Source organism: Fictibacillus iocasae, from assembly GCF_042665465.1.
Classification (GTDB): Bacteria; Bacillota; Bacilli; order Bacillales; family Fictibacillaceae; genus Fictibacillus; species Fictibacillus iocasae.
Map to the genome: position 1 here is coordinate 50,448 of NZ_JBHTCP010000016.1, position 21,383 is coordinate 71,830.

The following is a 21,383-nucleotide window of genomic DNA, read 5'->3' on the forward strand; positions in this document are numbered from 1 at the left end:
GAGGTGACAAGGTATGCCAGCTACAGCTGTTTGTCCAGGAAGCTTTGATCCAGTAACGCTTGGCCATTTAGATATCATCAAGCGCGGCGCGAAAGTATTTGATGAAGTAATCGTTGTCGTGGCCAACAACCAAAGTAAGAATCCTTTATTCACGGTAGAAGAGCGGATCGCTCTATTAAAAGAAGTGACGAAGGACATACCCAATGTAAAAGTCGATTCATTTAACGGCCTGCTCATTGATTATGTACAAAGAATTGGTGCAAACGTCGTGTTAAGGGGTTTGCGGGCTGTTTCTGATTTTGAATATGAAATGAAAATTGCTTCCATTAATAAAAAATTAGACGACCAGGTTGAAACCTTCTTTATGATGACGAGCAACCAATATTCTTTCTTAAGCTCGAGCATCGTGAAAGAAGCGGCGAAGTACCATGCTTCGGTCAGTGATCTTGTTCCAGTAGCAGTAGAAGAAGCCCTAAAACAAAAATTTTCAAGCCGCCGTTAGAAACGGCGGCTTGTTTCGTCACTGTACCTTATGTGCATGATAAAGATATAGCTTAATAAAGTGAATAGAGTGATATAAGAGCTGGCTGCGAGAAAAGAGTCCCATAACCCGCTCAATGGAAGTCCCTCTATTCCAGCAGAGCCCATCGTTTCTTTTGCTGCCGAGCTGTTTGGTGAATACAAGTAGGGGAAAAGGAACACACAGAGGATGCTGGCATAGACAGCATGCAGAAATCTTGCTGTAAGGAAAGGCTTGAATCTTATGTCGGTTTCCGATAAGATGCTTGCCACCTGTGCTTGGACCGATAAGCCGCTAAATGCTAATATAAAGCTTACCGCTGTGCATTGAACGAGCAGCGAAACATCTGCCATGCTTGAAAGCTTGCTTCCGAGGGTAATTTCAAATATACCCGTCATCAATGGAAATGAAATTTCATTTGGTATGGAGAGCAGGTTCAGCATCTGATCCAAGGCATAAGAGATGCCTCTTGTTACATGCAGGCGTTCAAGTATGCTGCTTAGTACAGAGAACAAGATAAGAAATCCACCAATCATGAGAAGAGTCTGAACAGAGCTCTGTACCGCATCTCCAAGCAGCTTTCCGATCGGCCTGCCGTCATTGAGCCTCGATTCATGCATTTTTTGAAATGCGGTGAACAATCCGCTTTTTCTGCCCTGCTTCGTTTCAGAGGAAGCCTTTTCTGTCCCTTTATAAAAACGCATCGAAAAACCGACAAGAATGTTTCCTCCATAATGACAGACGGCAAGAACAATGCCTACAGCGGGATTTTGAAAGAATCCGACCGCAATGGCTCCAAAGATAAAGAGGGGATTTGAACAGTTCGTGAAACTGACGAGTCTTTCAGCTTCTGTCGTTGTCAGCTGCTGTTGCTGCCAAAGTCTCGCTGTTAATTTCGCGCCTGCAGGAAAGCCTGAAGACAATCCCATCGCCCAGACAAAACCGCCAGCTCCAGGAACTTTAAAAAGCGGTCGCATAAGCGGCTCGAATAAAACACCGATAAAATGGACGACTCCAAACCCGATAAGGAGCTCGGACATGATAAAAAAAGGAAGAAGTGATGGGAACACAACATCCCACCATAAATTCAGCCCGTTCAAGGAGGCTTGAAAGGCCGTTTTGGGATAGATCATAACCGAAGCGGCAAGCACGCTTCCGCCGATACCTAACCCGAGTGTTTTGATAACGCTGCCCCGCATCTTGCCACTCCCCTTAAGAGATACTTGTCCTGACTTCTATAATAATACGTATAGGCAGAAAGTTTAGACCATATGTTAAAAAAGGATAAACTAAAAGGAGGGATTGGAATGAAAGAGCCAAAAGTCGGGCTCGCGCTCGGTTCTGGTGGAGCGCGCGGCTTTGCGCACGTAGGTGTGATTTCCGCTTTACGGGAAGCCGGCATTCCAATCGATCTGATTTCAGGCAGCAGCATGGGCGCACTCGTCGGCGCGCTCGTTGCTATCGGTCAGCCAGATGAAAGCATGAAAAAAATGGCCAATCTTTTCAAGCGAAAGTATTATATGGATTATACGGTGCCAAAAATGGGCTTTATATCTGGGAAGAAAATAAAAGAGTTAATCCGGCTGCTCACACATAACAAGAACATCGAAGATACACAGATTCCTTTATCCATTGTGGCAACAGATTTGATACAAGGAAATAAAGTAGTATTCAGCGAAGGGCCGATTTCGGAAGCTGTAAGAGCTAGTATTTCTATCCCAGGCATACTTGTGCCTGAAAAAATTGGCGGCAGGCTGCTTGTTGACGGCGGAGTGATCGAGAGAGTGCCAGTCAGTGTTGTACGGGAGATGGGAGCAGATATCGTCCTTGCCGTTGATATCTCGCATTTTAAGGCAGAGCCGTCTATTTCCTCTATATTTGATGTGATTATTCAAAGCATCGATATCATGCAGCGTGAAATGGTGCGATGGCACGAAATCTCAGCCGATGTGATGATCCGGCCGATGGTTGAGCAATACAGTTCTACAGCTTTTAAAGATGTGAATGAAATCATCGCGATCGGAGAAGAAGCCGGCCGTAAACAAATCCCGCATATCAAGGAAAAGATACAGAAATGGAAGGAGTCTCATTCATGACAGAGAACGAATCGAAAAAAAGCCGGGCCCCATTTTTCTCTTCTGCTAGAAAATTAATACTCGTATTGCTTGGAGCGGCTGTCATCGCCCTTTATCCACTTCCCTATTACATTACGTCTCCAGGAGACGCAAAGGTGCTCGATCCCATCATCAAAGTAGAGGGCGGAGATGATGATAAAGGAGTCTTTATGCTGACGACAGTCCGGATCGGAAAAGCGAACATCCCACAATACATATGGGCAAAAGCCTCAGATTTTAAGGAAATTATTCCGGCTGAAGAAGTGCGCCAGAAAGATGAGAGCGATGAAGAATACAATCAGCGTCAGCTTCAAATGATGGAAGACTCGCAGCACGCAGCTACTGTCGTCGCGTTCAAGAAGTCAGGAGAAAAGGTGGACATCTCTTATCATGGTGTCTATGTTACCGGAATCATTGAAGGCATGCCAGCTGAAGGGGTTCTAAAACCCGGAGATATTATCGTTAAGATGGACAGCCAAAAAGTGAATGAAACCATGCAGCTCCTCGATTATGTGGCATCAAAGAAAGAAGGAGACAAAGTCAAAGTGGTTTATAAAAGGGGAGGAAAGCAACAATCGGTCACCCTCCCCTTGGCGCCCTTTCCTAAAGAACTCGAGAGCAGCGGGAAATCTAAAGCAGGGCTTGGAATCACTTACCCTGTAACGGATATTAGCATTAAAACGGATCCGCCGCTAAACATCAACGCTTCAGAAATAGGCGGACCATCAGCGGGGTTAATGTTTACGCTTGAGATTATGAATCAGCTTCAAGATAAGGACCTGGCAAAAGGCCGCAAAATCGCGGGTACCGGTACCATGAATCTAAATGAAGAAGTTGGACCGATCGGCGGAATCAGCCAAAAAATTGTTGCGGCGGATGAATCGGGCGCCGAGATTTTCTTTGCCCCAGTCGCTGCAAATAATTACAAAGATGCAGTAAAGGCGGGCAAGAGCATTGACACAAAGATGAAAATCGTGCCGGTGAAAAAACTCGATGATGCATTAAAATATTTAGAGGGTTTGAAAGAGAAGAAGTGAAAAAAGCACACAGACTTCGGTCCGTGTGCTTTTCTTATGCCAGCAGAAAAGCGTTTGAGCTTTTTACGTAAATACAGGATGCTGTGCGTATTCATTAAAGGAAGAGGAACGATTTTTCTGCGCGATATGATAATAGGCAGAAGAAGTCCGGACCTCTAAGTCGAGCATTTTATGGCTATATTTCGATAATGTGGTGATGATGGGTAGCGGTGAAAGTTTTTTATGATGAGAGATGTATTTTCTTCCGGTCTCACTCATCCCAAGCACCCTTAAATAAGGGGGTGGTGAACGTAATAGGCTTTTCATCTGTTCTTTGCCAGCATCAGCGAAAATGTGCAGGGAAGCGCGCTGAAGTCTAGTCCATGTATAACGCTTCGTTTTTAGGAGGGTCATATATTCTTCAAACGTTTCGGCTTTTTTTACACAATTCATGATTCGATTCTCAAGGCCTTCTTCCACTTGATAAAAGGAGCAGAGTTTTTCCTTCGTTGCAGTGAGCACTTTATATTTGAAATAGGGGTAAAGCCGCTCCCAGCTCATGCTGTGCCATTCCACAGCTGATCTATCCATTAAAGAAGCCGTTGTTTCTGGAATGTAAGCACGAATAGTGTCTTTGGCCGTGAAAAGAGCTTTTCGGATGGCGGTGGCACTTGCGATATTTCCGGCACCAAGGTCCGTATCATGGTAATTGGCGTTTATCCTCTTTATCGTGTGTGGCTTGATGGCCAATCCGTGCAGCCTGGCCGCCTTTACGTATTCAAATCCCAGTATATTATTGGGTGCACTCATATCCAGGCTGCTATTTACCATGGTCTCTGTCAATGCCATGGCGTTTGATTTCGGATAAGAGAAGCCTTTATTCATGTAGGATGAAATTTTCGAATCAAGCTGATTATGGCTGCGCTCGAACTCCTTCATTGTTGAAAGAAAGTCATCCAGCTTTCCAGATTCGCTTCCGAAACAAAAGGTTTCTGCTCCTGCCGCCTCTAGCAGCGAAATGCTGCCAAAAGCAAACCTTTCTGCGTGTGATGTGGCAAATGGATAAGGTAGCTCTATAACGAGATCCGCGCCTCCTAGAAGGGCCATTTCTGTCCTGATCCATTTGGATAGGATGGCCGGTTCTCCACGCTGAAGAAAGTTGCCGCTCATACAGGCAATGATGCAGTCAGCGCCGGTTTGTTTTCTCGCTTCTTGTAAATGATAATAATGTCCGTTATGAAAAGGATTGTGTTCAACCACTACTCCGCAAGCATTCATTTGATTTCCTTTCAGAAAATAGAATTTATCCCTTTTATTTTACTCGAAAAAAGCGTAAAATCAAAAGTGCGGTGTAAAGATATCATATTGACATTTTATATTTGGACCGATATAATTACTACTGTTGCCTTGAGGTGATTTTTAATGAAATGGTCACTACAGGAATTGAAAAATTTCTATCGCAAGCCGCTGAACTTTGAAGAACAGGCTGATGCTTCAGGTGTTCTTGAAAAAGATCCCGAAATCAGAAGCATTTCACCTGTACATGTAAAAGGCCATGCGGATGTGAACCAGCAGAAAGCTACGTTCTATATGACTATAGAAGGTAAGATGGTATTGCCTTGTGCGAATACCCTCGCCGATGTGGAATTCCCTTTCTCAGTAAAAACGACAGAAATCTTTATGCTTAATCCGGACTATCCGGCTGTAGGCGATGAAGATAACCTTCATAAGGTTGACGGACATTATGTGGATCTTATCCCGATTATAGAAGAGCACATTTTGCTGGAAAAACCGCTGAAGATTACTGCTGTCGGAGTGGATGAAGGTCCGGCGCCTACAACAGGCAAAGGCTGGCAGCGCATTACTGAGGAAGACCGAAACAACCGCGTTGATCCGAGATTAGCTGGACTTGCTAAATTTTTTGATCAAAATGAAAACAAATAAGGAATCCGGGAACCCCCGTTTTTCTCCAGTCTTTTAAGGAGGTGGAACAAATGGCAGTACCTTTTCGCAGAACTTCCCAAACTCGCCAAGCTAAGCGCCGTACACACTACAAGCTTTCTATGCCAGGAATGGTAAAATGTTCAAACTGTGGTGAATACAAACTATCTCACCGTGTTTGCCGTGAGTGTGGCAGCTACAAAGGAAAAGAAGTAGTAAGCAAGTAATTGCAACGTAAGCAGGAAGCGTATCGCTTCCTGTTTTTTCATATACATAAATAAGAAAGCGCTTTAATAAAGGTTGTTTTCGCAAACATTGTTGCTTCAAATAGTCTAAGAAGTGGTTGATCTCCGTTACAGGTGCAAGCAGTCCTTTAGATAATGTGTGGAATACAAAATGGAGTAATTTACACAGATGTAGTCCAGCAGTAATAAGTTTCTCAAAAGCAACAATCTTTACGAAAAGAGTCTTAATAAAAGGAGGGGCAGTATGCCTTCTGTATTATACGAAGTAAAAGACGAAATCGCATGGCTTACTATTAACCGCCCTCAAATTAGAAATGCTGTAAACTTTGAGGTCATGGCATTGATGAAGCAGTATATCAAACAGGCGGCAGAGGCAGCCAATGTCAAAATTTTAGTCGTAACAGGTTCAGGTGCAAAAGCATTTTGCTCAGGAGGCGACCTTTCAGCCTTTCACTCATTGAACAGTGCCGCTGAAGCTCATGTGATGCTCTCAGAGATGGGGTCTGTGCTCAAGGCTCTCTTTTATTTTCCGAAACTTTCAGCAGCGCTGCTGAATGGAGCAGCTGTTGGCGGCGGATGCGAGATGGCTAGTGCTTGTGATATAAGGCTTAGTGCGGGAGGGGTAAAGGTAGGCTTTATTCAAGGATCTCTCGGCATTTCCACGGGCTGGGGGGGAGGAAGCTACTTGCTTGAAAGAATGCCTGCTTCTGAAGCGCTGGACATGCTTTGCAGTGCTTCGTTGTTTACTGCCAAGCAAGCGTATGAAAAAAAGTTCCTGCAATATGTGTTTAAAGATAATGATTTGAAAGGTGCTGCGGCAGCTTATTTAAAGCGCTACACAGCTCAGCCGCTAGGGGTAATTCAGTCGTATAAACAGCTTTTTCTCGATAGAGTGGACCGGGGAACCCTAGAAGGAAGGGTGGCTGAGGAAATAAAGAGGTGCAGCTATTTATGGGAATCTGACGAGCATCATGAGCGAGTTCGGCGCTTTTTGGGCAAATAGCCAAAATAGTAAGAGTTTCCTTTGAAAAAGCAGATAATAGGAACGTCTATCTCTTCTAGTAAACGCATACGTATAGTATATGACTGAAATTAGGAGGGATAAGATTGACGATTATGCGCCAGGATGCGTGGACTCAGGATGAAGATCTTCTGCTTGCAGAGGTGACGCTCAGGCATATTCGAGAAAGCAGCACACAGCTTTCGGCATTCGAGGAAGTCGGGGAAAAGCTGACAAGAACGCCTGCTGCCTGTGGATTCAGGTGGAACTCACTAATAAGGAAACAGCATGAATCGGCCATCTTGCTTGCGAAGCAGCAGAGAAAAGAAAGAAACAGAGGAAAAGCGGCAAGAAAAGAGAAATGGCAAGTGCTTGACCGAGATGTCCAGCATGGCGGCGGTGAAGATGTATATGAAGAAAATGATAGTGCATTTATTGATAAAGTCATCTTATTTCTTCGAGATTTAAAAGAGAAGAATAAAAGCGGAGAACCTTTAGAGGAAGAAAACCGTTCTCTCAGAAAGCAGCTCCTTGAGCTTGAAAGCCGCCATGTTGAATTAAAAGAGAGCCTTGAACGATTAAATAAAGAATACACCATCGTCTGTGAAGATTATAAAGCGCTGATCGGAATCATGGACAGAGCAAGACAGCGCGCGAGGCCGCAAGAGCTTGAGGCGAGTCAGCCAAAATAAGAGCAGGATGGCAATTGCCATCCTGCTTTGTCATTGATAAGGTTCACGCCAAGCGCTGTTCGCTTACGCCTTTTGGATACCAGACATAAGGATTCTCGCCTCTGTCTCTTTCTTCCACGTAAGAAGCGGGTTCGAACCCCATCTTTTCCCAAAAACCGCTCGATTGCTGGCGTCCGTTCGTTTTTACTGGCAAATCCAAGCTCTTCGCATACTCAACGAGTGCACGCCCCATACCTTTACCTTTGTACTGAGGAAGAACTTCAAGTTTCCATAATTCAAGATATCCTTTGCTAGGTTCAAAAAATTTGTCGTAAGCGGATTCAATCTTATATAAGCTCATTCTCGCTGCCAGTCTGTCACCATAATATATTCCGTAAAACGGGGATTCGCTGTCATTTTCGATAATGTTATCTTGAAGATCCTCTAGCATGGACAGTTCTTGTATGCCATATTCCTTGAACTGTTTAAACTCCTCAAGGGTTTTATAATTCACGACCAGTCTTTTCACTTCGTACTGCATCTGTTGTGCCCCCCTGTTAAATGTTCTCGTATCTATAACAATAGTATATAATAAAAAGGCGAAAAATTCTTTAAAAATGAAATATTCATTTCATTTCGCGTCAGAAAAAAAGGAATCGTTGCAGCGGTTGTCGAAAAACGGATAGGGAACAGCAGGGAGGAGGAGATAGGATGAAAAGAGTATTGATTGCTAATCGCGGTGAAATCGCTTCAAGAATTATTAAAACTTGTAAAGAACGCGGGATTGAAACGATTGCCGTCTACTCGGATGCAGATGCAGAGCTTCCATTTGTAAGCGAGGCAGATCGAGCCTTCAGAATTGGTGAACCGCCTGTCGCAAAGTCTTATTTAAACAGTGATAAGTTGATTGAAATCGCGATAAATGAAGGTGCGGACGCTGTACATCCAGGTTATGGGCTTCTTTCTGAAAACGCAGAGTTTGCTAGAAAGATAGAAGAAGCGGGCATTAAGTTTATTGGTCCCGACTGGAGAACCGTCGAGAAAATGGGTGATAAGATCGTCGCACGCAAAACCATGCTCGAGGCAGGGGTTCCGGTTGTGCCCGGAACGATTGATCCGGTAGCAGACGTGGAAGAAGGCGTGAAAATTGCCGCATCGATCGGATATCCGGTCATGCTGAAAGCGAGCGGAGGCGGTGGCGGCATCGGAATGATCAAATGCGATAACGAAAAGATGCTTCTTCAGCATTTTGCTTCCAGCCAGCAGAGAGCGCTATCTTATTTTGGGAATGGCGCCATGTTCATCGAGAAATACATTGAGAACGCTCGTCATATTGAAGTCCAAATTTTTGGAGATGTTCATGGAAACGTTGTGCATTTGTATGAGCGTGACTGCAGTGTACAAAGGCGCAACCAAAAAGTAATTGAAGAAACACCTTCACCGTTCTTAACCGCTGAGCTAAGAAAGAAGATAACTGAGGCTGCTGTACTTGCTGCTAAAGCAGTGAATTATACGAATGCAGGAACAGTTGAATTTGTTGTGAGCGAGAACGGGGATTTCTTTTTCCTTGAAATGAACACGAGACTGCAGGTCGAGCATCCGGTAACGGAGATGATTACCGGAATTGACCTCGTCGCCTGGCAGCTGGATGTAGCAGACGGGAAGCCATTATCATTGGTTCAGGATGAAATCGTGTCAACTGGACACTCGATGGAGTTCAGGCTGTATGCGGAAGATCCTGTTACCTTCATGCCATCACCAGGGAAGATCACTATTTTAAACATACCTTCTGCCAATAACGTGCGAATTGACAGCGGCTACAAAGAGGGGAATGCGGTCACTCCTTTCTATGATCCGATGATTGCGAAAATAATTGTAAGCGATTCCAATAGGGAATCTGTCATTAAAGAAGCGCGTACCTTCTTTAATGAGCTGACCATTGAAGGCCTTAAAACAAACGCCCCTTTGTTTCAGCGTATTCTGAGTGATGAGAATTTCTGTGAAGGGAACTATACAACATCGTTTTTGGCGAAACAGCCTTCGAAACAGTAGAAAAAGAGGAGAGAATATCATGAAAGAAATTACAGCATCTATGGCAGGAACAGTTTGGCAAGTATTAGTGGCAGAAGGTGACACGGTAGAAGCAGGTCAAAGTGTTATCATTTTGGAGTCTATGAAAATGGAGATCCCGATGGAAGCCCCTGATGCGGGTACCGTGGCAGAATTAAAGGTGGCTCCTGGTGATTTCGTAAACGAAGGAGACGTGCTGGCTGTTTTATCATAAGACTGTGATTTGCGTGCGCAGCCTTACGGAGGGCGAGTCATCAAGAAATGCCTGTATTCTGAGCGGGCGCTCAATTTACTAGACGGAGGGTTATCATGACTGTGAAGCTGGATGAACGTCTGAAAGAGAAGCTGGAAACCATTACCGCTGGCGGAGCGGCTAAGTATCATGAAAAGAACGCGGCTCAAAATAAACTGTTCGTTAGAGAACGACTGGAACGATTATTTGATTCAGGGGAATACAGCGCTGAGGATGCATTGTTCGCCAATAACCAAGCAGATGGCCTGCCGGCAGATGGTGTTGTGACAGCGGTCGGAAAAGTGAATGGACAGACGGTATGTGTGATGGCGAACGATTCAACGGTAAAAGCAGGGAGCTGGGGCGCAAGGACCGTTGAGAAAATCATCCGTATTCAGGAAACAGCACAAAAGCTGAAGGTTCCTATGCTGTATCTTGTTGATTCTGCGGGTGCCCGGATCACCGATCAAATTGATATGTTTCCGAATAGAAGAGGCGCTGGGAAAATCTTTTACAATCAAGTAAAGATGTCCGGAATGATTCCGCAGGTGTGCATTCTGTTCGGACCATCAGCGGCTGGCGGGGCTTATATTCCGGCATTCTGTGATAATGTGATCATGGTTGATCAGAACGCTTCCATGTATCTTGGCTCACCTCGCATGGCGGAGAAGGTGATTGGCGAAAAGGTGACGCTCGAGGAGATGGGCGGAGCCCGCATGCATTGTTCTGTCAGCGGCTGCGGAGATGTGCTCGCACTCTCAGAGGAAAAAGCAATCCAAGAGGCTCGGAAGTATTTAAGCTATTTCCCAGCTAACTATAAAGAGAAGCCGAAAGTCGTTGAAAGCCGGGAGCCAATAGAGGGCCGAGATTTAGAAGCAATCGTACCGGAAAACCAGAACGTTCCTTTTGATATGTATGAATTCATTGACAGGCTAGTGGATGAAGACAGTTTCTTCGAGATGAAGAAGCTATTTGCGCAAGAAATCGTGACAGGCTTCGCGCGCATCAGCGGCAGAGTTGTCGGCCTGATCGCTAACCAGCCGAAAGTGAAGGGGGGCGTGCTGTTCGTTGATTCAGCAGACAAAGCAGCTCGATTTATCACACTTTGCGATGCATTCTCGATTCCTGTCATCTTCTTGGCAGATGTACCTGGCTTCATGATTGGAACGAAAGTGGAACGCGCCGGCATCATCCGGCATGGTGCCAAGCTGATTGCGGCAATGAGTGATGTAACGGTTCCGAAAATTTCGGTTATAGTCCGTAAAGCCTATGGTGCGGGACTGTATGCGATGGCAGGTCCAGCTTTTGAACCCGATTGCTGTATCGCGTTGCCGACAGCGCAGATTGCTGTAATGGGACCAGAAGCGGCTGTGAATGCGGTTTACTCGAATAAGATTAATGAAATTGAGGATCCGAAAGAACGATTACAGTTTGTCCAGCAAAAACACCAAGAATATAAAGAACATATTGATATTTACAAGTTAGCATCAGAAATGATCATCGATGATATCGTCCAGGCCTCTTCTTTAAGAGACGCATTAATCGGCCGTCTATCACTGTATGAATCGAAGGATATGGTATTCAGCGAAAGAAAGCATCCTGTCTATCCGGTGTAAACCGTTGCCATTCAAACATATGAAAAACAGCATTATGATTGCTAAACCATTTATAGGCAAGGGAACTCACATGTTTTGTCATGAGAGTTCCCTTGTTTTCGCTTCTGATTTGTCTTCTGCTAAAGGATAATAAAACATCCATAAGGCTGACTTAAAATCATGACGTCAGCCAAGTTTTCCTAACACTTCACGAAAGTATAACTTTTTATCAGAGGAGGAAGTCGACGCAGTCAAAAAGTTTAGGAATGAAGTATAAGAGCAACTAAGGCTGACTTAAAATCATGACGTCAGCCAAGTTTTCCTAACACTTCAGGAAAGTATAACTTTTTATCAGAGGAGGAAGTCGACGCAGTCAAAAAGTTTAGGAATGAAGTATAAGAGCAACTAAGGCTGACTTAACATCATGACGTCAGCCAAGTTTTCCTAACGAGAAAATAACCCTATAATATAATTAAAGGTTTGAGGAAGGAGAAATAGTACCATGAAAGTGGCGATTATTGGGGGAGGGGCTATCGGGCTTCTAACTGCTAGTCTTCTCAGCAAAAACGGGATAGCTTCTGTCGTGTATTGCCGTACCGTGCAGCAGGCCGCTTTATTAAGAGAAAAAGGGCTGTTATATAGAAAAGAGGTAACCGAAACCATATCGCTTAAAGCGCTGCCCATTTCTGAGATGAAGTATACCGAAGACGTAATGATGGTGTGTGTCAAGCAGCCATCATTGCACGCGCTTCAAGATATGTTCTTCGATCAAAGAACTAAAGGAAAAACGTTTTTATTTCTTCAAAATGGCATGTCACATGTTCGAATGATGAACCAGCTGGCGGATGCTGGACGCACAGTATGGGCTGGTGTCGCAGAACACGGTGTATGGAAAGAAGGGGAAAGAACGGTACGTCATACCGGTGTAGGGCGGTTAAGGCTAGCTCCTGTATCATTGAAAGGTGATAATCCATGGCGAGAATTATTTGGGGGGAAATCCATAATCGAGATATTGGATGATTATTTACCTATGCTCTCAGAGAAACTGATCATTAACGCTTCTATTAATCCTGTCACGGCACTCTTTAGAGTAAGAAACGGCAAGCTCTTGGAGAACCCGCATTTTAGATGGATCATGAAAGAATTGTTTAAAGAGGCCGTTTGCGTGCTCGGGATGGTGGAGCATAAAGAGAGGCTTTTAGAGGATTTATATAGAATTTGCCGAAATACAAGTGATAATCGATCTTCTATGCTTCGAGATATTGAATCAAAGCGAAAGTCAGAGATTGAAAGCATCAGCGGTTACATAATAGAAATAGCTAGACAAGAAGGAATTCAAACACCTGCTACAGTGATGGTATTTGAGGGGATAAAAGGAATGGAATGGGAGGGCTGATTTCATCGTGGCCACATTTGCAGGAGGAGTGCTCGGCATTTTTGCAGCAGCTCCATTTTTGCTGTACATGATCGTTCATGCTTTTATGAAGAGAAGGACGAAAAAACATAGAAGACCAGCTGTTGCAGCACGTGACGCTACGACATTTGTACTGTTTTTGTCGGTTTACCGTTTAAATGTAGAAATCTTTCATAAACCGTTCGTTTGGGGGATGCTGCTCGCTTTTTTGATCGGGTGTATAGGAGTAAGCATCGTTTTGTGGAAGATGGAGAAGGAAATTACAGCTTGGAAACTTCTGAAAATTAACTGGAGGCTCCAGTTTTTAATCCTTTCCGCTGCTTATGCCTGCTTGATTGTGTATGGCATAATAGACCGCATCAACACGGTGTGAAAGCAGATTATTTTCTGTGAGGCTTGGTTCTCTGCTATACTCTTATCGCACGGTTACATAGAGAAAGGGAGTCCCGGCAAATGAAAATCCAGGAATTGAACATTCCAGAAAAACAGCACTTTACAGCTGCATACCTTGCAGATGATCCTATAGCCACATCATTTTTTGATTATGATTACAAAAGCAGAGATACCTTGAAAAACAGGATGGATGAACTTCATGCACTTACCTATCCGAGAGAGCCGTTGGCGTCTTATTTTGAACGTTTTAACAAACGATTTTTTTATACTGAGCATACGGCACGTTCCATTGAAAAAATAAAACATCCGAAAGGGTTGGCCGTTGTCGGCGGACAGCAGGCAGGGTTCATGACTGGTCCGCTGCTCGCCCTCTACAAAGCAATCAGCGTTATTCTTTATGCAAAAAAAGCGGAGGATGAGCTGGGCATTCCTGTTGCCCCTGTCTTTTGGATCGCGGGAGAAGATCACGATTTAGATGAAATCAATCATGTTTTCGTCAGAGAAGGCGGAGTGCTCAAAAAGAAGCCGCTCAAGCAGACTGGCCTGTCTCAAAGTCCGGCAAGCCACTTCAAGCTGAATCATCAGGAAGTGGATGCGCTCATCGATTCGGTGATCCGCTCTTTTGGCGAAACACCTTATACGAAAGATCTTTTGCTGTCCTTAAAGCATGATGCCAATAAAAGCCGCACGTTCGTTGAGTTTTTTGCGCACTGCATGGGAAGGCTTTTCGGTGAAGAAGGTTTGTTGCTCTTAGATTCGGGTGATCATGATTTTAAAAAGATGCAATCATCCTTCACCGCCGTTCTGACAGAGGAAAATGAACGCATCCATGAAGCGTTCGCTTCAGGCATACATGAACTAGAGTGTTCGGGCTTTCCTGCTCCTATCGATGTGCAGGATGGCAGCACTCACCTTTTTTATTATGATAAAGACAAGAGAAGCTTGCTTTACCGTGATAAAGAGGGAATGATTAAGTCCAAGGATGGGGAATTGTCATTTTCCGTAGAAAAGCTGAAGGAACTGGCTGAACATGAACCTGAGAAACTGAGCAATAATGTTGTTACACGGCCGCTCATGCAAGAATGGATGCTTCCTGTGTTATCATTTATTGCGGGTCCTGGGGAGATCGCTTACTGGGCCGCGTTAAAAAACGTGTTCCATATATTCGGGAGGAAGCTGCCTCCGGTCGTTCCGAGGCTGTCATTCACGATTGCCGGGCAAAAAGAAATGGATGATCTAACCGGGCTCGGGATAACTCCAGAAAGTTTGATCGCATCCGGACTTTCAAAGGAAAGGGCGAAGGTTGTCAGTTCGCAGAAACCAGACTATTACGAGGATGTACTTCAGGCAGCCACCGCGCAGATACTGGAGGGCCATGAAGCGATTCGGAAGATGGCTGTGAGCATCAATCCTGACTTAGAGCACGTAAGCCTGTATAATCAAGAGCGCATATTAAGAGAAATCGCTTATCTGCAAAGAAAGATGGAGCATCGATTACGGAAGAAGGTGAAGAGCCCTCTTTCCATCCTGCAAAATTTAGAACTTCAGCTAAAGCCAGACGGAGTGCTGCAGGAACGAGTGTTTTCTCCTTACGAGATGATCAACCGCTACGGCCCAGATTTTCCGAGAAAGCTTTTAAGTGAAACGTTGGAATTTAACGGTAAACATAAATGGATATGGATGCATTCCACTTAATATATTTTTTGAAAATCCTTCTGATTGACAGAAGGATTTTCTTCATTTCAGACGAATACTAATTTTAAGTGGTGGAAAGTGGAGTGATGTGGTAGATTTAGGGTAGAAGGTGGTGGATTCATATGTTCATGGGAGAGCATCAGCACAACATCGATGAAAAAGGACGTATGATCATCCCCGCTAAATTTAGAGAAGAGCTCGGTTCTACGTTTATTTTGACAAGAGGCCTGGATGAATGTGTATTCGGCTATCCTCTTGAAGAATGGAAAATAATCGAGCAGAAGCTTAAAAGCCTACCCTTTACAAAGAAAGATGCGCGGGCATTTACCCGTTTCTTCTTTTCTGGAGCCACCGAATGCCAGCTTGACAAACAGGGGAGAGTAAATATAGCTCCCACACTGCGGGACTATGCCAAACTCGAAAAAGATTGCATAGTCATTGGCGTGTCGAATAGAATAGAGATTTGGAGCAAAGCAAAATGGGAAGGCTACTTCTCAGAATCAGAACAGTCTTTTGGCGAAATTGCTGAGAGCCTGCTGGATTTTGACCTTTAGCACCTTAGTCTCGCTATAAGAAAGGATTTTGTAATTGTTTGACCATATAACGGTACTTCTTAAAGAATCTGTTGATGCACTTGATGTAAAGCCTGATGGCATTTACGTTGATTGCACACTGGGCGGCGCAGGCCATTCAGCACTCATCTTGTCCAAGCTGACAACTGGGCATCTTTATGCTTTTGATCAAGATGATAAAGCGATTGAAAACGCGAAGGAAATGCTTTCGGCGCATGAAGGGAAATTCACCATCATTCGCAGCAATTTCCGCTACATAAAAGAAGAACTAGAGCATCTTGGCGTTACAAAGGTAGACGGTGTCTTGTTCGATCTGGGTGTTTCTTCTCCTCAGCTTGATGAAGCAGACAGAGGTTTCAGCTATCAGCATGACGCACCACTGGATATGAGGATGGATCAGACGGCACCGCTTTCAGCACATGAAGTCGTGAACGAATGGCCGTTTGAAAAATTGACAAGAATCTTTTGGCAATATGGCGAAGAGAAATTCTCTAAGCAGATTGCCCGTAAGATTGAGGCTCACAGAACGAAAAAATCTATTGAAACGACTGGTGAGCTTGTGGAAATTATTAAAGAGGCGATTCCAGCTCCTGCTAGGCGTACAGGCGGACATCCGGCAAAGCGTACGTTCCAAGCGATACGCATTGCTGTCAATGACGAATTGAACGCATTTGAAGAAGCGCTGAAGGACTCGATTGACATCCTAAAAAAGGGCGGAAGAATTGCTGTCATCACGTTCCATTCTCTTGAGGACAGAGCGTGTAAGACGATTCTGAAAAAAGAAAGCACAGGACCAGAACTTCCACCGGGACTGCCGATCATTCCAGAAGAATACAAGCCGACACTTAAGCTCATAACAAGAAAACCAATCTTGCCAAGTGATCAAGAAGTAGATGATAACCGACGTTCTCGGTCGGCGAAACTAAGAGTAGCTGAAAAACAAAAGTAAAGGAGAGAAGAAAATGAGCAACTTAGCTTACGAAGTGCAAAGACAGAATCAACAGATGATGCCAAAGCCGTCCAAACGCCCGTTAATCAGCCCCACGGTGCAAACAAGAGGAGTGACGAAGGGTGAGAAAATCCTTTGGGTGTCAGCGGCCGTGATCCTGCTTGCTGGAGCAGTCTGGATCATCGCTAACTATGCTTCCATCTATAGCAGTGCATTGAGCAACCAGAAGTTAGAACAGAAGATTGCCCTTGAAACCAAGAAAACAGAAGATTATAAGCTTCAGGTAACAGAGCTGAGTGCACCAGAAAGAATGTTCAAGATTGCAAAGGAACAAGGCTTTAAACTAGATGATAAAAATGTTAAGGTCGTACAGAATTAACCGGCGGCAAGGTGTGTTCTATGAAAAAAAATAAACGAATCAATAGCGGAGCAAGATTTTTGAGTTTAATCTTTATCTTGCTTTTTTCTGTTTTAACGGGGAAATTCTTTTTCGTCACCTATACAGGCAGTGCAGAGGGAGTAGACCTCATTGAATACGGCAAACAAAAATGGATTAAAAGTGATATTTTGTCGGCGAAACGAGGGAACATTTATGACCGCAGCGGTGAGCCATTGGCACAGGACATCCCAGCCTATACCGTCATTGCGATTTTAAAAAAGGATTATCCTGTTCATGTTAAAGACCCTGAAGAAGCAGCAAAAAAGCTCGCGCCTATCCTTGATACAGATAAAGAAAATCTAGAAACGCTTTTAAAAAAGGACAACGTCTTCCAAGTTGAAATTCCGGCTGGCCGAAACATCTCACACAGCAAAAAGGAAAAGATTGAAGCATTGAAGATTGCCGGAATCAGCTTCGACAGAGGTTCCAAAAGGTATTATCCGAACCAAGACTTTGCTTCTCATGTTATTGGGTTTACTGGGGTGAATGATGCTCATGAGCGTACCGGGCTTATGGGGCTAGAGAAAAGTCTCGAAAAACACCTAGGAGAAAAGGATGGACGCATCACGTTCATGGGTGACCGTTACAGCAATGAGCTGCCAGATTCCAAAGAGAAAATTGTTCCGCCTAAAAACGGACTGGATATTCATCTAACGCTCGATGAAAAGATTCAGATGTACCTGGATCAAGCAATGAGCCAGGCTGATAAGAAATATAAGCCTAAACGGATAGTTGGGATCGTAGCTGATCCGAAAACAGGTAAGATTCTGGCCATGAGTTCGAGGCCTTCGTTCAATCCGAATAAAAAAGATATTACCAACTATACCAACTATGCTATTTCATCTGCGTATGAACCAGGTTCGACGATGAAAATCTTCACGCTCGCCGCAGCGATCGAAGAAAAGGTGTATAACGGCAACGCGTCATTCCAATCAGGATCTTATAAGCTTCCTAAAATAAGCAGGCCCATTTATGACCATAACCGAACGGGATGGGGATCCATCACCTTTGATAAAGGTGTGGAAAATTCATCTAACGTAGCATTTTCTATCCTTGCCCGTGAAAAGCTAGGATATGAGAGGCTGAGATCGTATTTGTCTAAATTCGGTCTCGACAAAGAAACGGGCATAGACCTGCCGAAAGAAGCGAGCGGGAAAGTGCTGTATAATTTTGAAATTGAAAAAGTTACAACTGCTTTCGGACAAGGGACGACGGTTACGCCTATACAGCAAATTCAGGCTGCTACAGCGATAGCTAACGGCGGCAAAATGATGAAGCCATATGTGATTGAAAAAATTACAGATCCGAAAACAGGCCAAATCATGGAGGATCATGAACCGTTAATCGCTGGCCGTCCCATCTCTGAGGCGACAGCCAAACAGACACGGGATATCTTAGAAAAGGTAGTCGTCAACGGAACAGGAAGGCCTTATGCCATCGAAGGATACTCGGTCGCAGGCAAGACTGGAACCGCTCAGGTGACCGATGAAAAAACCGGCATGTACTTGCATGGGTGGGGAGAGAATATTTTCTCATTTTTGGGAATGGTGCCTAAAGATAATCCGCGGCTTCTCATGTACGTAGCGGTTGACAGACCAAGCATCAAGTATCCCGAAATGGGCTATACTCCGGTAGCAAACATTTTCACTTCTGTTATGAAGAGCAGCCTGCAATATTTAAATATAGTTCCAGAAGAAGCTAAGCTTGCTCCGAAAGAGAAGTCGCTTAAGGAGCATGGCAGCGCGCTTTCCAGTCTCATTGGAGAAAACGCGGAAGAAGCGGCAGGAAAACTTAAAAATGCTGGCTATCAGCCTGTAGTACTTGGAGACGGCAGTTCAGTCGTTTCACAAGAACCTTATGAAGGGGCTAAGCTGCTTAAAGGGGAGAGGGTAATCCTCTTTACAGGCGGAACAGTGAAAATGCCAAACTTAAACGGATGGTCTTACATGGATATTTTAAGGCTGTCCAGTCTTCTTTCCTTGAAAGAAACAGTGACAGGCAGCGGATTTGTATCGAAGCAAAATATCAAGAAAGACTCTATTGTAAAAAAAGGCGATTTTCTTGTCGTTCAGCTGAAGCCGGCAGGAGCACCGAAAGATCCTGCTGACAAAAGCGCGGAAGAAGGTTTAAAGGTCACCGACTGACAAGCGTTCTAGACGCCTGTGTACAAGCATATATTTGTTACGAGCCATATGAGGGAGGTCATGTATGTGCGCGTTTCAAATGTAACTGTACGCAGGCGTCTTATTTTTGCCCTTGTATTCGGGCTGTCCTTTTTCTTTATCATCAGTGTCAGATTAGGATATGTCCAGTTTGTTCAAGGAGATATGCTCACAGGGAGAGCACTTGATTCATGGAGCCGGAACATCCCGTTTGAGCCGAAGCGCGGAAAGATTGTCGACCGCAACGATGTGCCGCTGGCGGTGAACATCAGTGCACCGACTGTATATGTTGTGCCGCGACAAGTGGCCGACGCCAACGATACAGCTGAGCAGCTGGCAGCCGTCCTTGGCGTTTCGAAAACCGCTGTTTATAAAAAAATCACCGAAAAAGAATCTATGGTAAAAATTTATCCTGGCGGAAGAAAAATCAGCAACGAAAAGGCAAATGAAGTGAGAAGCCTGGATCTGCCGGGTGTGTTCGTAGCAGAAGACAGCAAGCGCCACTACCCGAACGGTTCTTATTTATCTCATGTTCTCGGGTTTGCGGGCATAGACAATCAAGGGCTGACAGGGCTTGAACTGTATTATGATAAACAGTTGAGCGGTGAAAAAGGCCATGTCTCTTTCTTTTCTGATGCGAGAGGAAGAAGGATGCCGTCACTCTCTGATAAATATGAAAAACCGAAAGACGGATACAACCTAAGGCTGACGGTAGATTCAAGAGTGGAAACAATCATGGAGCGCGAGCTGGATAATGCGGATGCATTATATAACCCTGATGGAGCGATCGCCATCGCGATGAATCCGAACACAGGAGAGATACTGGCTATGTCTAGCCGCCCAGATTTTAATCCGGAAGAGTACCAAGATACAGCTCCTGAGATTTACAACCGCAACCTTCCAGTTTGGGCACAATATGAGCCTGGTTCTACGTTTAAGATCATCACGCTCGCCGCAGCGCTTGAAGAAGGGAAAGTGGACCTGGATAATGACCACTTTCATGATCCTGGCAGCATAACTGTTGCGGGAAGAAAGCTGAAATGCTGGAAACCAGGCGGACATGGAAGCCAGAGTTTCCTCGAAGGTGTCCAGAATTCATGCAACCCAGGTTTCGTCATGTTAGGCGAGAGGTTGGGCAAGAAAAAATTGTTTTCCTATATAAAACAGTTCGGATTTGGTGAAAAAACAGGCATTGACCTGCAGGGAGAGGGAAAAGGGATCTTGTTTCCGCTAGATCGGGTCGGACCCCTCGAACAGGCAACAACAGCATTTGGCCAAGGTGTAGCAGTGACGCCGATCCAGCAGGTAGCTGCCGTGTCTGCGGCCGTAAACGGCGGGTACTTGTACGAACCATATATTGCGAAAGAGCTTGTCGATCCGATAACCGGAAAAGTTGTCAGCCGGCAAACTCCGAAATTAAAGCGGAAAGTCATTTCTGAAAAAACATCGAAGGAAGTCCGTCGGGCACTTGAAAGTGTTGTTGCTCAAGGGACGGGAAAGAACGCCTTCGTGGATGGCTATCGTGTTGGCGGAAAAACAGGTACAGCCCAGAAAGCGCAGGGCGGTGTTTATTTAAAGAACAATCATATAGTATCCTTTATAGGGATGGCCCCTGCAGATGATCCGCAAATCGTCGTTTATGTCGCCATCGACAACCCGAAAGGAACACTTCAGTTCGGTGGTGTGGTTGCGGCCCCGATTGTGAGAAACATTATAGATGACAGCCTTCGTGCATTGAATGTGCCTAAACGGAAGGATCAGATCGAAAAAGAATTGACCTGGCTGGATGAACCGCTAATAGAAGTTCCCCACCTCGTTGGGAAAAAAACGAAGGATTTAAAGCAAATGTTTTATAACTTGAAAGTGAAATCGTACGGTGAGGGATCCTATATTATTGAACAATCGCCAAAAGCAGGTGCAAAAGTGAAGGCAGGTACATCCATTCGTCTATTTTTGGGTGACAAAAAAGAAGCGGGAGATTAAAATAGAGGTTGCCGATATACAGCCAAGCGCAGAAGAGGCCTTGGCTTCTTCTATGCCCGAGCAATTGATCAAAAAGGCATAGTTGTTAAGCATACACCATACGCATAAGAGCACCCAAGGCTGACGCAAAATGCTTGCGTCAGCCAAGTTTTCTTTATACTTTAAGAAAATATAACTTTTTAACAGTGAAGGAAATCGACGCAGTCAAAAAGTTTAGGAATAAAGTATAAGTTCAACTAAGGCTGACAAAAAGGCGTCAGCCAAGTTTTCTTTATACTTTAAGAAAATATAACTTTTTAACAGTGAAGGAAATCGACGCAGTCAAAAAGTTTAGGAATAAAGTATAAGTTCTACTAAGGCTGACAAAAAGGC

General features: G+C 44.5%; 21 protein-coding genes. 18 read left to right on the top strand and 3 right to left on the bottom strand.

The annotated features are described in order from the left end of the window. Positions 1–13: 13 nt before the first annotated feature. Positions 14–502 carry a pantetheine-phosphate adenylyltransferase gene (coaD, locus tag ACFQPF_RS10205; protein ID WP_379749258.1) on the top strand — a complete coding sequence of 163 codons (489 nt, stop codon included), beginning with the start codon at positions 14–16 and terminating at the stop codon, positions 500–502. Here coaD and ylbJ read toward each other — a convergent pair. Then, positions 499–1,719, bottom strand: coding sequence for a sporulation integral membrane protein YlbJ (gene ylbJ / locus ACFQPF_RS10210; RefSeq protein ID WP_379749260.1), 1,221 nt, complete (start codon positions 1,717–1,719; stop codon positions 499–501). The two genes, coaD and ylbJ, sit on opposite strands and share 4 nt — an antisense overlap. A 108-nt stretch (positions 1,720–1,827) precedes the next feature. Between ylbJ and ACFQPF_RS10215 the strand changes: the two genes are divergently transcribed. Then, positions 1,828–2,616, top strand: a complete 789-nt coding sequence (locus ACFQPF_RS10215; RefSeq protein WP_379749262.1) for a patatin-like phospholipase family protein — start codon at positions 1,828–1,830, stop codon at positions 2,614–2,616. Continuing rightward, positions 2,613–3,671 (top strand): SepM family pheromone-processing serine protease, encoded by a 1,059-nt coding sequence (locus tag ACFQPF_RS10220; RefSeq protein WP_379749264.1) that lies wholly within the window; start codon positions 2,613–2,615, stop codon positions 3,669–3,671. The genes ACFQPF_RS10215 and ACFQPF_RS10220 overlap by 4 nt, the downstream gene beginning before the upstream one ends. 63 nt (positions 3,672–3,734) lie before the next feature. Here ACFQPF_RS10220 and ACFQPF_RS10225 read toward each other — a convergent pair whose 3' ends face one another. After that, positions 3,735–4,928, bottom strand: a complete 1,194-nt coding sequence (locus ACFQPF_RS10225; protein WP_379749266.1) for a nucleotidyltransferase — start codon at positions 4,926–4,928, stop codon at positions 3,735–3,737. 144 nt (positions 4,929–5,072) lie between these two features. Here ACFQPF_RS10225 and ACFQPF_RS10230 point away from each other — a divergent pair, with 144 nt between their 5' ends. The 4 genes from ACFQPF_RS10230 to ACFQPF_RS10245 all read left to right on the top strand — a co-directional run bounded on the left by ACFQPF_RS10230 (position 5,073) and on the right by ACFQPF_RS10245 (position 7,528). Then, positions 5,073–5,594 carry a YceD family protein gene (locus ACFQPF_RS10230; protein ID WP_379749268.1) on the top strand — a complete coding sequence of 174 codons (522 nt, stop codon included), beginning with the start codon at positions 5,073–5,075 and terminating at the stop codon, positions 5,592–5,594. 50 nt (positions 5,595–5,644) lie between these two features. Continuing rightward, entirely contained in the window at positions 5,645–5,818 is a 174-nt protein-coding gene (gene rpmF, locus ACFQPF_RS10235) for a 50S ribosomal protein L32 (RefSeq protein WP_094250921.1), read from the top strand. A 262-nt stretch (positions 5,819–6,080) separates the two neighbouring features. Continuing rightward, a complete protein-coding gene (locus ACFQPF_RS10240) occupies positions 6,081–6,839 on the top strand; it encodes an enoyl-CoA hydratase/isomerase family protein (protein WP_379749270.1) in 759 nt (252 codons plus the stop codon). A gap of 104 nt (positions 6,840–6,943) precedes the next feature. Beyond that, positions 6,944–7,528 (top strand): RsfA family transcriptional regulator, encoded by a 585-nt coding sequence (locus ACFQPF_RS10245; RefSeq protein WP_379749272.1) that lies wholly within the window; start codon positions 6,944–6,946, stop codon positions 7,526–7,528. A gap of 43 nt (positions 7,529–7,571) precedes the next feature. Here ACFQPF_RS10245 and ACFQPF_RS10250 read toward each other — a convergent pair whose 3' ends face one another. Beyond that, positions 7,572–8,048, bottom strand: coding sequence for an N-acetyltransferase (locus ACFQPF_RS10250; RefSeq protein WP_379749274.1), 477 nt, complete (start codon positions 8,046–8,048; stop codon positions 7,572–7,574). 170 nt (positions 8,049–8,218) lie between these two features. Between ACFQPF_RS10250 and ACFQPF_RS10255 the strand changes: the two genes are divergently transcribed. The 11 genes from ACFQPF_RS10255 to ACFQPF_RS10305 all read left to right on the top strand — a co-directional run bounded on the left by ACFQPF_RS10255 (position 8,219) and on the right by ACFQPF_RS10305 (position 21,011). Then, positions 8,219–9,559 (top strand): acetyl-CoA carboxylase biotin carboxylase subunit, encoded by a 1,341-nt coding sequence (locus ACFQPF_RS10255; RefSeq protein ID WP_379749276.1) that lies wholly within the window; start codon positions 8,219–8,221, stop codon positions 9,557–9,559. Between the two features lie 19 nt (positions 9,560–9,578). Next, positions 9,579–9,791 (top strand): acetyl-CoA carboxylase biotin carboxyl carrier protein subunit, encoded by a 213-nt coding sequence (locus ACFQPF_RS10260; RefSeq protein WP_379749278.1) that lies wholly within the window; start codon positions 9,579–9,581, stop codon positions 9,789–9,791. A 95-nt stretch (positions 9,792–9,886) separates the two neighbouring features. Further along, positions 9,887–11,425 carry an acyl-CoA carboxylase subunit beta gene (locus tag ACFQPF_RS10265; protein WP_379749280.1) on the top strand — a complete coding sequence of 513 codons (1,539 nt, stop codon included), beginning with the start codon at positions 9,887–9,889 and terminating at the stop codon, positions 11,423–11,425. A gap of 481 nt (positions 11,426–11,906) precedes the next feature. Next, a complete protein-coding gene (locus ACFQPF_RS10270) occupies positions 11,907–12,800 on the top strand; it encodes a ketopantoate reductase family protein (RefSeq protein WP_379749282.1) in 894 nt (297 codons plus the stop codon). A 7-nt stretch (positions 12,801–12,807) separates the two neighbouring features. Then, complete coding sequence (locus tag ACFQPF_RS10275) at positions 12,808–13,191, top strand: DUF3397 domain-containing protein (RefSeq protein WP_379749284.1); 384 nt, start codon at positions 12,808–12,810, stop codon at positions 13,189–13,191. Positions 13,192–13,271: 80 nt separating this feature from the next. Further along, positions 13,272–14,906, top strand: a complete 1,635-nt coding sequence (gene bshC / locus ACFQPF_RS10280; protein WP_379749286.1) for a bacillithiol biosynthesis cysteine-adding enzyme BshC — start codon at positions 13,272–13,274, stop codon at positions 14,904–14,906. A 122-nt stretch (positions 14,907–15,028) separates the two neighbouring features. Next, positions 15,029–15,460: a division/cell wall cluster transcriptional repressor MraZ gene (gene mraZ / locus ACFQPF_RS10285; RefSeq protein ID WP_379749288.1), complete on the top strand. Its 432-nt coding sequence runs from the start codon at positions 15,029–15,031 to the stop codon at positions 15,458–15,460. Positions 15,461–15,494: 34 nt separating this feature from the next. Continuing rightward, entirely contained in the window at positions 15,495–16,427 is a 933-nt protein-coding gene (gene rsmH / locus ACFQPF_RS10290) for a 16S rRNA (cytosine(1402)-N(4))-methyltransferase RsmH (RefSeq protein ID WP_379749290.1), read from the top strand. Positions 16,428–16,440: 13 nt separating this feature from the next. Next, positions 16,441–16,806, top strand: coding sequence for a cell division protein FtsL (ftsL, locus tag ACFQPF_RS10295; protein WP_379749292.1), 366 nt, complete (start codon positions 16,441–16,443; stop codon positions 16,804–16,806). Positions 16,807–16,826: 20 nt separating this feature from the next. Next, the gene (locus ACFQPF_RS10300; RefSeq protein WP_379749294.1) at positions 16,827–19,010 is read left to right on the top strand and encodes a penicillin-binding protein; all 2,184 of its coding nucleotides are present in this window, start codon (positions 16,827–16,829) and stop codon (positions 19,008–19,010) included. 66 nt (positions 19,011–19,076) lie between these two features. Further along, positions 19,077–21,011, top strand: coding sequence for a stage V sporulation protein D (locus ACFQPF_RS10305; protein ID WP_486599203.1), 1,935 nt, complete (start codon positions 19,077–19,079; stop codon positions 21,009–21,011). Positions 21,012–21,383: the final 372 nt, after the last annotated feature.